Raw genomic sequence first — 13,377 nt, forward strand, 5'->3', positions numbered from 1 at the left:
AAGTTGGAGGCGAAATATGATGGCGGAGTATTTTCTTACGGCTTTTGATCCTTCTGGAGAAACGCTGATAAACGAGCGATTTGAGGCGGAAAACGAAGATGCGGCAAAACAGCAGGGTGAAGCCCTGTTAAAGGAAAAAGAGCTTCATAGTCATACCCATCGTTTAGTGAATGCAGCCGGAAAGCTGATTTTGTTTCAGAGATGATCAGCTTCCCGGCTGATCTGTTATGCTTGAAACTTCGGCTCCCGTTTCTCTAAAAATGCACGGATTCCTTCCTGGTGATCTTTGGTCCTCCTCATTCTCTCCTGGGCTCTTCGTTCAAGAGCCAGCACCTTCTTCAATTCATCAATATGGAGGCTTTGAAAAATGGCTTTCGTCTCAATCATTGCCAATAGGGGCGAGGCTAAAAGCGTTTCAACATAAGATCTTGCACCTTCCATAGGATCTCCGTTAAATGTTCCATCCAAGAGACCCATACCAGCCGCTTCTTCAGCGGATAGCTTTTTCCCGCTCCAAATCAGCTTTTTCGCTTTCGCTTCCCCAATCCTTTTTTTCAGCAAATAATGTCCCCCGCCATCAGGAACAAGGCCGATGCCGATAAAGTTCATTGCAAGAACGGCATTTTTCTCCGCAAGCACAATGTCAGCACATAATGCTAAACTCAAGCCCAGCCCCGCGGCAGCACCATGGACAGCGGCAATTGTCACTTTTTTCATTTCGTATAACGTTAAAGTAATGGCTTCGATCGTATCCATCAGCTGCCTAAATTGATCAGGATCATGCTCAGAGGTCATCATCCGTATATCGCCGCCTGCCGAAAAACCTTTTCCGGTACCTCTCAGGAGGACGATGAGCGCCTCGCTTTCAGAAACCTTTTCACACGCCTCCTTCAGCTCGAAAAGCATTTGCTCATTCAAGGCGTGATGAGCATCAGGGCGATTCAGCACAATTTCTGCCACAGGCCCCTTCAGTTCATATTGAATATAATCCATATGAAACACCTCCATGTATACGCTTTCTTTTTTTCTTTCTCATATACATTCCCCGCCGTCCTTAAAGAAACCTTTTTTATTTTTCAAGGTCAATAGATACTGAAAAATGCATATCATTTGAATGGGAACATAAAGTTTTATATAGTGAAATGGAAGGGATATAGAATGAGAAAGGGGGAAGGTAACTTGGATAAATTAATAATCAGCTTTCTATTAAGCTTATTTATGGTGTGCTTTCCCCCTTCTGACGTGGTCCTGCCCTCCCAGTTTGATGCAAGCACTGACAGCTATGTGCCAATGGCCTCATATCCGAAAGAATCACAATCAGCCAAAACGCCTTCACCGGGCAGTCTGCATCTGGCGGAGTTTATTAAAGAGTACAATCCATTGGCGCAGTCGATCAGAACGTTATCTGTCAAGCCGCTTGATGATCCTCACATCAACAGGCTGGAAAGGGTTTGTGCCGTCCCTGTCAAATACCAGTCTAATTACCTCCGAATATGAATGTATACCGTTTTGTTTGTACCCTATCTTTTATGCCAACACTACATTCGGAGGGATTTTCATTGAATATAAAAGAAAACGATTTGCCGGGAATCGGCAAAAAATTTGAAATTGAAACAAGAAACCGCGAAAAAATGACGATTATCATTCATGATGACGGAAGAAGGGAAATCTATCGGTTTGATGACCGGGATCCCGATGAGCTTCTTTCCAATATTTCATTGGATGATTCTGAAGCAAGGCAAATTGCCGCCATTTTGGGCGGCATGGTCTATAAGCCGCAGGCGCTGGAATCCATCGAGATGGCGTTTAGCGACCTCATTATTGAATGGTTTAAGGTGGAAAAAGGCGCGAAGTCAATCGGGCGCACCCTCGGCGAACTTGATGTCCGTCAAAACTATGATGTCACTGTCATCGCCATCATTAAACATAACCAGCAAAAGTTTTTAAATCCGGGTGCGGACTCGGTGATTGAAGAAGATGATACCCTTGTCCTCTCAGGTGAAAGAAAGCATCTGAAGAAACTGACTCATGATTTTCTTTCTAGAGAGGGCGTGTGATCAGCGGATGGATCATCTTGTGTTTGAAGTCGGAACCGCGCTTGTGCTTGTGGCAATTGCCAGTGTCATCGCAAATAAAATTAAGTTTTCAATTATCCCGTTTCTCATTATTTTAGGGATGCTGCTTGGCCCTCATGCCCCTAAAGTCGGGATCATTGACCTCACGTTTATAGAAAGCAGTGAAATCATTGAGTTTTTCGGGCGGATGGGCGTGCTTTTCCTCCTTTTCTATCTCGGACTTGAATTCTCTGTCGGAAAGCTGATCAAGTCTGGAAAATCCATCGCAATTGGCGGATCAATTTATATTTTGATTAACTTCAGCCTCGGCCTGCTTTATGGCTTTATCACCGGGTTTTCTTTTCTGGAAGTCCTCGTGCTGGCAGGCGTCATCACCATTTCTTCAAGCGCGATCGTCGCAAAAGTGCTGGTCGATTTAAAAAGAACGGCCAACCCGGAAACCGAGCTGATTCTCGGCATTATTATGTTTGAGGATATTTTCCTTGCCGTGTATCTTTCTGTTGTTTCCGGCCTTGTGCTTGGAGACGCGACATCAGTCGGGGGTGCGCTTTTGTCCATTCTGATCGCATTTGGCTATATGCTGCTGTTTTTTATCGCGGCCAGAAAGCTCCCGCCGCTTTTGAATAAGCTGTTGGACATACGCTCAAACGAAGTGTTTATTATCGTCATTTTTGCAGCGCTCTTTTTCATCGCCGGATTTTCAGAGACAATTCATGTGGCAGAAGCCATCGGCGCGCTGCTGCTCGGTTTGGTCTTTTCAGAAACAGAGCATTCCGATCGGATTGAGCACCTTGTCGTTCCGTTTCGCGACTTTTTCGGCGCGATGTTCTTTTTCAGCTTCGGCCTCAGCATAGACCCTTTTTCACTTGGTGAAGCGGTTTGGCTGGCATTGGGAGCTGTGATCCTGACCATATTCGGAAACTTTATCGCCGGAATGGTGGCTGGACGCCGCGCAGGGCTTTCTCATAAAGCCTCATCCAATATCGGTCTTACGATCGTATCACGGGGAGAGTTTTCGATTATCGTTGCCAACCTCGGCATAGCCGGCGGCCTGTCAGTTACATTAAAGCCGTTCGCCGCATTATATGTCCTCATTCTGGCGATTTTGGGGCCATTATTAACAAAAGAGTCAAAATGGATTTACCGCCAGCTGAACAAGGTGTTTAAATGGAAGCCGGACGTTCAGCCTGTGAAAAAACAGCGGGGATAAAAAAAAGCAGCACTGTGATCAGTGCTGCTTTGACGTTCTCTCAAAAATCCGCTCTAAATATTTGATCTTTTCGTCCGTGTAGTGCTCAAATCGGTCATTGTATGATTTCGGGTCTTTCGGATTGGCAAAGTGTGTGATGTTCCCTGTATCCGGATCAATAAATTTACTTGCCGCACCGCAGCCGATGCCGATAATCGTCTGCACCTCTTCCATAATCATAATGTTGTAGATGCTTTCCTGGCCCGGAATCGAGTACCCGACGTTTTCCAGATTTCCAAGAATATTTTTCTGGCGGTATAAATAATAAGGCACGTATCCATGCTCTTTCGTCCAAGCTACCGCATCATCCATCATTTGAGAAACTTCTTCTCTCCCGGCAACTTTGTATTTATGTTTGTTTCTTGTCATTTCTGACGCCCGCTTAAAGGAAAGGGTGTGAACAGTCAGCGATTCCGGCATCAATTTCTCGGTTTCTGAAAGGCTGTGTCTGAACTCCTTCACGCTTTCGCCAGGCAAACCGATAATTAAATCCATATTGATATTATTCATGCCGTGCTGGCGTGACAGATGATATTTTTCAATGGTCTCTTCCACCGTATGATGACGGCCGATTGCCTTGAGCGTTTCGTTTTCATAGGATTGCGGGTTAATGCTGATCCGGTCAATATCATATTTGTTCAACACGGCAAGTTTTGCTTCAGTAATCGTGTCGGGGCGGCCGGCTTCCACAGTAATTTCCCGAATGTTTTTCACATCCGGGAAGGAGCGGACCATTTCTTCATACAGAAGATCCATCTCTTCCACTGTAATGCTTGTAGGCGTCCCGCCGCCAAAATATATGGTTGTGACCTTGACGTCATGCTCCTTCAGCCATTCGCCGATTTTCTGCATTTCGTAATGCAGCCCCCATAAAAATGAGCCGACTCTGCCTGCTTGTCCTTGGATGGCGTATGCAGGGAATGTGCAATACGCACATTTGGTCGGGCAGAAAGGAATGCCGATATAAATACTGACTTCGTCCTTTACTTGATACAAATCAGGAACTGCCGCCAGCTGTCTGTCGACAATTTGCTGCATCAATTCGATTTTCTCATCATGAATTAAATAGTCTTTTTTCAATTCTGCATGCGCCTGTTCCTTCGGCATCCCGCTTTGCAGCTTTTTATGAAGCAGCTTCGTCGGGCGGATTCCCGTGAGGATTCCCCACTTTTGCGTCATGCCCGTATGCGCTTGAAGTAGATTTAAGTAAACATAAGAAATTGTGTTTTTTACTTGTTTGAAAGCTTCTTTTTCATTCATATCAGGAGAAAAAGATTTAGTATGGTGTTCCTTAATTCCGGTTCCTTTCACTTCTCCTGAAACCGTCACATGCTCATCCGTTTGCGTGCACGCTAAAGAGATGACAAAATCCGCCGGCTCCTCTCCGCCGTAGACAAGATCGCATTCCTCATAAAACAAATTTGCGATATTTTGCAGTGGCCGATGAAGGCGGTCATCGTGTATGCCTTCTATTTTCATTTGCAACTTCATCACCTAATTTATCAGATTCAAAACTTTCTTTAGTGTACAGAAATAAACAGCTAAAATCAATCCGGCAAAAAAGCCGCCGCACCTGTTTGGGCGCGAGCGGCTTTTTTTATACGCGTTTCATGTGGAACTTATCGAGGAACCCTTTTCGCTGCTGCATACGGAAATATTCCTTCATCATATATGCGACGCCTTGCTCGTCATTTGACCTTGTGACCCAATCGGCTTTTCTCTTAATTTCCGGTGCAGCGTTCCCCATTGCAACCCCAAGTCCGGCAAGCTCAATCATCGGAAGATCGTCTTGCTGATGGCCGATAGCGACTACATCCTCCATCCCCAGCCCCAGTTCCGAAGCAACAAGTGCAAGGCCCGCTTCCTTCGAAACTCCCTTTGGAACAATGTTCATCTTCTCATCGTTGACGCGAATCACGTCAACCGCCGGGAAGGCTTTTGTAATCGTTTCTGTAATGTCTTGCTGAATATCGTGTTCTGTATATACTTCGATGACGGGCGCACTCACCGGTTCATCCATCAGAAGATCGCTTAACGATTCAACAAACTGAACCGGGTAAAAGATGGGATCTGACGGGTGGATCAGCGCTTTCCCAAGCAAATTTGAATTGACCTTTTTCTTGTTTCCTATCGAATATTTCTCGTGAAGAAGCCTGATGTTGCATTGATAGCTCTCAAGCACTTGAACGATATTAAAAGTATGATCGTCAGAAATTCTTTTTTCAAAAAAGGGCGCGTCTATTTTCTCAGCGATATAGGCGCCGCTGTGGGTGATCAGCTTTGCATCAAGCTTCAGCGATTTTGCTATTTTCTGAGCTGAGCGAAAATGGCGGTTGGTGACAAGTGTGACGTAAATCCCTTTTTTCTTAACATATTCAATCGCGTCTTTCGTTGCCTGATGAATTTTCCCGTTCGACCGAAGCAGCGCTCCATCTATGTTTAAGGCAAGCAATTGTTTAGACACAGAGATGTCCCCCTCCTTGATGACTGTACTTGTGTATAGGATATGACCCTGTCTCTGTGTTTAGAACAACCTTTTCTGTACAGCAAAAAAAGCCTGACTCAGCAGACTTTATATATGCAATCATAATAGGATACGATCGAAGCAGCCATTCTCCCTAATATCGTTATTTCGATTTACGAAAAATCATGTATCAGGAACCCCTTATTTGACCAATGATGCGCTCCGAACACTTACTCTCTGTTGCTTATCCCCTCTATATAACGGCATGATATGCGACCGTATCCATTTGAAATAGGTAAGTGTAGGCGCTTTCAATGTTATTATCCCAGTTTTCTCTGCAGATGACAAGGGTTTTTTTAACTAAAAAAAGCAACCAATATCTGTGTAACTAAGGTAGCGTTTAATGTTAATTATTGGATTTCACTACTTGAATAAGAACGTACATTCGTATACAATATAAACATTAAATGAAAAAAGCGGTGGTCCAATGACTGTATTAAAAGAAATTTATAATCAAGAACTGATCTCTCGATTGACAGATACTGTAAAAGAAACCTATCCAGCATTCAACAAAGACAAATTCGAGGAACTCTTAATGACGGGAGAATGGCCTGGGCTCGCATTAAAAGAACGCATGCGCCGCATTACCGTTGCTTTATACGAAACACTGCCGAAACATTATGGCGAAGCGCTTGCAGTATTATGGGATGCAGCTCCTCATTTTAAGGGACTCAGCGGAATCATATTTCCTGATTATGTGGAGCAGTATGGGTTAGAGCATTGGGATGATTCAATAAAGGCATTAGAATACTTTACGGCATATTCCACTTCAGAATTTGCTGTGAGACCTTTTTTGCTTTTAAATCAGGAAAAAATGATTGCACAATTCCTGATATGGTCTAAGCATGAAAATGAGCACGTAAGAAGACTTGCGAGTGAAGGAAGCAGGCCCCGCCTCCCATGGGGAAAATCGATACCCGCTTTGAAATCGGACCCCTCCCCCGTGCTGCCGATCCTTGAGCAGCTGATGCAGGACGAGTCTTTGTATGTGAGAAAAAGTGTGGCCAACAACCTTAATGATATATCAAAAACGCATCCTCACTTGCTGAGAGAAGTCGCAGAACAATGGTATGGAACACACCCTCATACAGACTGGATCATCAAACACGCTTACCGGACCTTGTTAAAAAAAGGCGATAAACAGGCTTTATCGCTTTTTGGCTATCACGATGCTGACTCGATTCAACTGCAAGAATTAACGTGCGAGTCCAACCGTATTTCTATTGGCGAAACCCTCAAGTTTACTTTTCACATTCATTCAGACAGGGATCAGAAAGTAAGAATTGAGTACGCCATTGATTACGTAAAAGCCAGCGGCCAGCATCATCGTAAGGTATTTAAAATAACAGAAACGAATATACGAAAAAACGAAACAAAATCATATACCAAAACACAAACCTTTAAGGATTTATCTACAAGAAAACATTACAACGGAATTCATACATTATCAGTGATCATCAATGGAGAGGTAAAGAAATCGCTGGATTTTCTAGTTTGCTGAACGAATAAAAAAATCCCTTCTTATCCAGAAGGGATTTTGAATGATTAGCCTTCGACACTGCCGTAAAGCTCTTCTAAAGGCTTCATGATGATTTTGTTTAATTCGCCGATCAGCATACTCATACGCTGCTCCGCTTCCATCAGCTGAGAGATTTTTTCGTGCTGCTGCACAAGCGCAACGGTTTTTTTGAGCCTGCTGCACTTCGTCTTCTGTAATTTCTTCTCCAGCCATTTGTTTTTGCTGAAGTCTCAGCTGCACATCACGGAAGTTTTCGAACATCCGTTTCGCAGACTCGTCTGCGTTTACTTCATCGTACAGGTTTTTTAAACGGGTAAACTCTTCGCTCCCGCGCAATGCATTTTCCAGATCATACGCTACATCGTAAAAATTAACAGCCATTGTAAATAGCTCCTTTCATTATTGCCGATTGACATACCACTCCACTATAACAGACTATGGAGCTCCTTTCATTAATCGAAACCCGTTTCTTCTTAAAAAAGGATGACAAACAACGCTTGAATTGCACCTATGATTCCGCCGAGAAGGCCGCCCAAATAGGTTATCATTTTAAATTCTTTTTTCGAAATCGACAGCACCATTTCTTCAAGACGCTGTACCGGGAACTGATCCACCTGCTCCTTTACAATTTCCTCAAGGCGCATTCGTTTTAATACACTTTCAAGATTGGTTGAAATCCCCTCAAGCAATTTGTCTAAAAGCGCCGGCAGGATACGATGGTTCAGATCATTTTCATAGCGGGCTGTAAGCGAGCCAATCGTATTTTCAAAAAACGGAGCAGTTGAAAATGCTTGCAGCACTCTTTGTTTCAGGCTAAAGATTAGTACTTTTGCGTTCCATTTTTCGTCCGCTTCATTAAATGTATACTCCTTCAGCTTGCCCCATTCGTTTTTCAGAAGATCAGAAAGCAGCTTATTCGTTTCCTCATTCCGCAAAAACTTCAGAAGCTCCGGCAGCACGCGATCAGCAAGGCTTGAATTGCCGAGAAACATTTGCACCATGCTTCCAAGCATACCGCGTTCTTTTAAGAAATCATCAATCATATTGCCGAGACGGATTTTTCCTTCTTCACTTTCAAAATAATGAATGCTTCGCGACAAAATATAGCCTGAAATCATCGGTATCTTCTCTTCAAGCTTTTCCTGCACTTCCAATGGCAGTGCTTCTTTTAACGTTTGATGCTCATATCGGCGGAAAAGTTCATTCAATTTATCATCCGTCCAGCGGCTGATCCAGGCGTCTGCCGCTTCACCCGGATGCTTTACTCCGGCTTTTTCAAGCGCTTCTTTTACTGTCATTTCAGATAGCGACAGGTTTTGAATCAGCTGTTCTCCGACTTGAAGCGCCTGCTTTTTGGCTGAATCTGAAACAAGCCGCTTTTTAATACCCTCAGGCGTTAATAAATGATTTACCACCATCAGCCCCATTTGTTTCGCAAGCTCATCACGTCTTCTTGGAATCAATCCCGGAGTAAAAGGGACTCGTTTTCCAAACAAATAATATGCCTTATACGGCCTAAATAGCATTTGAATTGCTAAATGATTGGTCACCGCGCCGATCACTGCGCCGATCACGATCATAAATATAAAGGTTCCTGCAATACCCATTCCTGCTCATCTGCCTCCATCTGTGCTTTTACTTTTTCATAAATAGAATGACCTATTTGTATTATAGAGGTTGGCGTGATCACTTAGCAAACAAGGAGACAAAACATATGGCCATAAAATCAGCTTGTTTAACAGGAATAGGGCAAGATGCTGAATCGTAATCTGTAAAGTAGACTACCGACAGCTGTGTTCCTGATGTTTTTTGAAGCGTAAAGCTGCTGACACCCGCCGGCAGCTTTTTAATAAAAGGGGGAGTCTCACCATGATAACACTCGGTTTTATGTCCTTAACCCGCCAGCACGAGCAGGATTATTCCGCAGAATTGGCCACAAGAGCGCCCGAATTCGGCATACGTTTGATCCGCTTTACACCGTTTGACATTTTGCCCGACACCCTGCGTGTCAAAGCGCTGGTATATCATCCAGCGAGCAGCAATTGGAACGAAACAGAACTTGCGATTCCCGATTATATTTATGACCGCTGTTTTTATGGGAAGGATTCACAATCACAAAAAGCAAAGCCGATCGTTGAATGGCTCAAAAAATATCCGAAAACCGAATTTATCGGGCGGGGTCTTCCTGATAAATGGACTGTGTTTCAAGATTTGCAGGAGCATTCTGTGATCAATCCTTACATTCCGGAAACCATGAAAGTGAGCCGATTTGAACAAATCCATTCGTATTTATCGAAAGAAAAAGCCTGTATTTTAAAGCCAGCGTTCGGTGCTGGCGGCAGAGGTGTGATACTTCTGGAGCTTGGCAAGAAAAACATAACCGCCACCTACCATATCGGAAAGGATAAACAGACAAAATCCTTTTCCAACCAAGCTTCATTTAAAACTTGGTGCAAAAAAGTGCTTCAGCACCAATATTTGATGCAGCCTTATTTAAATATCCAAGATAAGGAGCAATACCCTTGTGATATCCGGCTGTTTATGCAAAAAAATGAGGACGGTGAATGGCATACCGTCGGAAAGGCAGTGAGACGCGGATACAAAAACGGGCTGCTGGCCAATTTATCAGGCGGATCGGATACGCTTACATTTGATACATGGTTTGAAAATATCCCGAAAAAACAGCAGGTAGTCTTACTGGATGACGTATTCTCGATTACCCAATCGGTTCCGTATTATCTTGATGAGCGATACGGTCCATTATTTGAACTCGGTCTGGATATATGCCTTGCGAAGGACGGGAGGATCTGGATCCTGGATATCAATTCTAAACCAGGCAGAAAATCAATACTTCATGTTTCTCCTGAGAAAAAAGAACATCTATATACTTGTCCTCTTAAGCGATGCAAATATCTATTTTCGCTGCAAAATCAGAAAGGAGTCCTTCCGCGTGAATCGTAAACGGTTTTTAATCGGCATAGACAAAAACAGTGAAAACACTCTGTTTCTGCCCTCCGCAATGAAGCAAGACGGCCTTTTGTCTGCCTCATTCGGAACGAAGGTTGTCAGATGCCATGTTACTTTCAGACGAAATCTCGAACAGACAGTGCTCCTCTCTGAAAATCTGTTTCACGAACTGCTGATACCGCATCGCAGCCGGGCTGATATTCTCATTCATGATCATTCGGTGCACATTGGTCCGTTAATCGGCATCTTCACGGCGGGATTTACCGCATCACTTGAGCGACCTTTTAAGGACCGTTCTCTCTTTTTTTCTAAACTGCTCACTTTGCATGAACAAACAGGAAGCTATTGCTTCGTGTTCGGCGCGCACCAAATCAATTGGCAGGAAGGGACGATTGAAGCGCTTCTATACAGGGAAAATGGCTGGGAGAAACACATTGTCCCGCTGCCGAACGTCGTGTATGACCGTTTGCCGAACAGAAAAATCGAGAACTCAATTGTCTTGCAGAATACAAAAAACCGGCTGATCAATGAATATCAAATCCCATGGTTCAATAAAACATTTTTCAACAAATGGGATGTTCATCAATTGCTGGAAAAAGACCCGAGAACGGCTCCTTACTTACCGAAATCAATCCTTCATCCTACTGTTGAGCGGATTGAAGAGCTGAGTGATTCATTTGGCAAGGTTTATATAAAACCGGCGGACGGAGCACTCGGCACCGGGATTTATCAGCTCGCCAAAACGGAATCCGGTTTGACTGTGAAACATACAAATGATGCCAAATCTTTTTCTTCAATCGACTATCCCGATGCTTCCGCATTTCTGGATGTATTTCAAAAACAGCATGATCCCGCTGTCTTTCTCGTTCAGCAAGGGGTAAATTTGATTGAATTTCAGGGAAAACCAGCCGATTTCCGCGTTCATACGAATAAAAACAGTAAAGGCAAATGGACTGTGACCGCCATCGCAGTAAAAATTTCAGGAGAAAACAGCATTACAACACACCTATCCAATGGCGGAAAAGTGAAAACGCTGGCCGAAGTATACGATGATCCGGCGGAACGAATACATGTCATTAAAAAGCTTTCTGCGGCGGCATTGACCGCCAGCCAAGTGCTCCATGACCATATCGAAGGGTTCATCGGCGAGATCGGGTTTGATTTTGGCATTGACCAAAATGGTAAGGTATGGATGTTTGAAGCGAATTCACGTCCGGGCCGCAGTATTTTTTCTCATCCGAGTCTGCAATCTGTCGATTCTTTGACAAAACGAAGAAGCTTTGAATATGCTTCATATCTTTCGAAGATGGCCATTACCTCCCATGAATCGCTGTGGCCATCCTAATTTGCCCGCTTTATGTAAAAGCGGGCTTGAAGTTTATTCAACGCAAGGACAAGTTCATCATAAAGCCCCTTCAATGATGTTTTGCAGCAATGATACAATGAATGTAATTCGTCCGTATCCATGTCAATTGATATTAATTTCAAGGAGCGTGGCCCCTGATGATTTCTCATTTCAGCTGGAAACCTTTGTTTCAAAAACAAAAACTGCCCGGATGGACAATTTCGTTTTACTATAAAGGCATGCATTACGAGGGCATCTATCATAAAAGCGGCGAGATTGAATGGGGAGATTTGTTTCCCGCCCGTGCTGATGAGCCGGCACTCAAAAACGAGATACATGAATTGATGCTTTTTCATATTTACGATTAGCTTAGCCTGAGCGGCTAAGCTTTTTTTTATGCCTTCTCAAGATTTACCACTAAAATCCCCGCATGAGTTTCAGTCTAATCTAACATAATACGTAGTAACAAGCCGGCAAAGCATTGGGTTACGCCGAGACGGCAGTGACACCCGAGGCGGGTCCACAGACTGGTGCAACTCCAGTTAACCCAACCATATCAAATAAAAAAGGAGATTTTACACATGGCAAACCAAAACTCTTCAAATCAATTACTAGTACCTGGCGCAGCTCAGGCTATCGACCAAATGAAACTTGAAATCGCTTCTGAATTCGGCGTTAACCTTGGAGCGGATACGACTTCCCGCGCTAACGGTTCTGTCGGAGGAGAAATCACAAAACGTTTAGTATCTTTCGCTCAGCAGAACATGGGCGGCCGCGTACAATAACAATTCAATAAATGGCTGACAGAAGGCGTGGTTTCCGCGCCTTCTTTATATTTGTCACCCTTTTTTCCTACACCACATATCCTAGGAGAAAAGGGAGGGAATCAAGGTGCCATTCATCGCTATTGTGAATTGGGAGCTGGTGCAGTTCGTAAGTATATCCATGATTAATGAATATGTTTCCCATCGTTCTGTCTTTTTGTACAGGTATTCTTTCCCGCGCTGTTCAAACTGAGTACCTCCTTTTATAATGAGGGGCGAGGAGGTTTTTTCATGAAAATTGCCTTATTTGGCGCAACCGGCCGTGTCGGACAAGCCTTTTTAAGATTGGCAGGCACCAATGAACAACTTGATATTTACGCTCTGATCAGGTCATCGAATGATAAACTTGGCCTGCCGAAAGAACGAATCGTTATCGGGAATGCCCGCTGCCGGGAAGATGTGAAAGAAGTCATGAAGGATGCTGAGATCGTCATCAGCTGTCTCGGTACAGATGGCGACGATACGATGTCAGCTGCCATGACACATATTCTTGCCATTATGCAGGAACAGCATATCAAACGGCTCATCACGATCGGCACCGCGGGCATTCTTAATTCACGATGTGAACCAGGAAAATACCGATTTGAAACAAATGAATCAAAACGAAAGCTGACCCGCGCTGCCAAGGAGCATGCAAAGGTATATGAAATGCTTAGAGATTCGTCCTTAGACTGGACCATGATCTGCCCCACATATCTCCCCGACGGAGAAGCAGCAGGTGAATACCGTGCAGAGCGCAACGTCTTGCCGGCGGAAGGCAAAAAGATCACTGTCGGCGACACTGCGGCTTTTCTGTATCACGAGCTTCTTACAGGAGACTATATCGGCTGCCGGGTAGGACTGGCTTATTAATGCGTACAAAAACCCAAAACAT

General features: G+C 44.0%; 15 protein-coding genes and 1 pseudogene. 11 read left to right on the top strand and 5 right to left on the bottom strand.

The annotated features are described in order from the left end of the window. The first annotated feature begins 19 nt into the window (after window positions 1–19). A complete protein-coding gene (locus AU387_RS17350; protein WP_059336506.1) occupies window positions 20–205 on the top strand; it encodes a YhzD family protein in 186 nt (61 codons plus the stop codon). Window positions 206–225: 20 nt separating this feature from the next. Here the strand turns inward: AU387_RS17350 and AU387_RS17355 are convergent, their stop codons facing one another. Further along, on the bottom strand, window positions 226–993 hold the full coding sequence (locus AU387_RS17355) for an enoyl-CoA hydratase (protein ID WP_059336394.1): 768 nt from the start codon (window positions 991–993) through the stop codon (window positions 226–228). A gap of 165 nt (window positions 994–1,158) precedes the next feature. Here AU387_RS17355 and AU387_RS17360 point away from each other — a divergent pair, with 165 nt between their 5' ends. From AU387_RS17360 to khtU, 3 genes are all read left to right on the top strand, one after another. Beyond that, complete coding sequence (locus AU387_RS17360; RefSeq protein WP_082687946.1) at window positions 1,159–1,497, top strand: hypothetical protein; 339 nt, start codon at window positions 1,159–1,161, stop codon at window positions 1,495–1,497. 62 nt (window positions 1,498–1,559) lie between these two features. Continuing rightward, a complete protein-coding gene (khtT, locus tag AU387_RS17365; RefSeq protein WP_010333581.1) occupies window positions 1,560–2,057 on the top strand; it encodes a K(+)/H(+) antiporter subunit KhtT in 498 nt (165 codons plus the stop codon). Between the two features lie 7 nt (window positions 2,058–2,064). Next, window positions 2,065–3,285, top strand: a complete 1,221-nt coding sequence (khtU, locus tag AU387_RS17370; protein ID WP_059336398.1) for a K(+)/H(+) antiporter subunit KhtU — start codon at window positions 2,065–2,067, stop codon at window positions 3,283–3,285. Between the two features lie 18 nt (window positions 3,286–3,303). Here the strand turns inward: khtU and AU387_RS17375 are convergent, their stop codons facing one another. Then, window positions 3,304–4,809: a coproporphyrinogen III oxidase gene (locus AU387_RS17375; RefSeq protein ID WP_059336400.1), complete on the bottom strand. Its 1,506-nt coding sequence runs from the start codon at window positions 4,807–4,809 to the stop codon at window positions 3,304–3,306. A gap of 112 nt (window positions 4,810–4,921) precedes the next feature. Beyond that, window positions 4,922–5,788, bottom strand: a complete 867-nt coding sequence (locus AU387_RS17380; protein WP_059336402.1) for a Cof-type HAD-IIB family hydrolase — start codon at window positions 5,786–5,788, stop codon at window positions 4,922–4,924. A gap of 487 nt (window positions 5,789–6,275) precedes the next feature. Between AU387_RS17380 and AU387_RS17385 the strand changes: the two genes are divergently transcribed. Further along, window positions 6,276–7,349 (top strand): DNA alkylation repair protein, encoded by a 1,074-nt coding sequence (locus AU387_RS17385; RefSeq protein ID WP_059336403.1) that lies wholly within the window; start codon window positions 6,276–6,278, stop codon window positions 7,347–7,349. A 44-nt stretch (window positions 7,350–7,393) separates the two neighbouring features. Here AU387_RS17385 and AU387_RS17390 read toward each other — a convergent pair. Beyond that, window positions 7,394–7,748 (bottom strand): annotated as a pseudogene (locus tag AU387_RS17390) (YlbF/YmcA family competence regulator). Between the two features lie 92 nt (window positions 7,749–7,840). Further along, window positions 7,841–8,974 carry a DUF445 domain-containing protein gene (locus AU387_RS17395; protein ID WP_044156575.1) on the bottom strand — a complete coding sequence of 378 codons (1,134 nt, stop codon included), beginning with the start codon at window positions 8,972–8,974 and terminating at the stop codon, window positions 7,841–7,843. 262 nt (window positions 8,975–9,236) lie between these two features. On the opposite strand from AU387_RS17395, the gene AU387_RS17400 reads away from it, so the two are divergent. From AU387_RS17400 to AU387_RS17420, 6 genes are all read left to right on the top strand, one after another. Continuing rightward, a complete protein-coding gene (locus AU387_RS17400) occupies window positions 9,237–10,328 on the top strand; it encodes a YheC/YheD family endospore coat-associated protein (protein ID WP_059336406.1) in 1,092 nt (363 codons plus the stop codon). After that, on the top strand, window positions 10,318–11,679 hold the full coding sequence (locus tag AU387_RS17405) for a YheC/YheD family endospore coat-associated protein (protein ID WP_059336408.1): 1,362 nt from the start codon (window positions 10,318–10,320) through the stop codon (window positions 11,677–11,679). Before AU387_RS17400 ends, AU387_RS17405 begins: the two co-directional genes overlap by 11 nt. Window positions 11,680–11,837: 158 nt before the next feature. Then, window positions 11,838–12,047 carry a YheE family protein gene (locus AU387_RS17410; RefSeq protein WP_024120758.1) on the top strand — a complete coding sequence of 70 codons (210 nt, stop codon included), beginning with the start codon at window positions 11,838–11,840 and terminating at the stop codon, window positions 12,045–12,047. A 213-nt stretch (window positions 12,048–12,260) separates the two neighbouring features. Continuing rightward, window positions 12,261–12,464 (top strand): beta type acid-soluble spore protein SspB, encoded by a 204-nt coding sequence (gene sspB / locus AU387_RS17415; protein ID WP_010333571.1) that lies wholly within the window; start codon window positions 12,261–12,263, stop codon window positions 12,462–12,464. Between the two features lie 106 nt (window positions 12,465–12,570). Then, window positions 12,571–12,696, top strand: a complete 126-nt coding sequence (locus tag AU387_RS21360; RefSeq protein WP_081638264.1) for a hypothetical protein — start codon at window positions 12,571–12,573, stop codon at window positions 12,694–12,696. 38 nt (window positions 12,697–12,734) lie between these two features. Then, on the top strand, window positions 12,735–13,355 hold the full coding sequence (locus tag AU387_RS17420; RefSeq protein ID WP_059336410.1) for an NAD(P)-dependent oxidoreductase: 621 nt from the start codon (window positions 12,735–12,737) through the stop codon (window positions 13,353–13,355). Window positions 13,356–13,377 lie beyond the last annotated feature (22 nt).

It is taken from the genome of Bacillus halotolerans, from assembly GCF_001517105.1.
GTDB classification, from domain to species: Bacteria; Bacillota; Bacilli; order Bacillales; family Bacillaceae; genus Bacillus; species Bacillus halotolerans.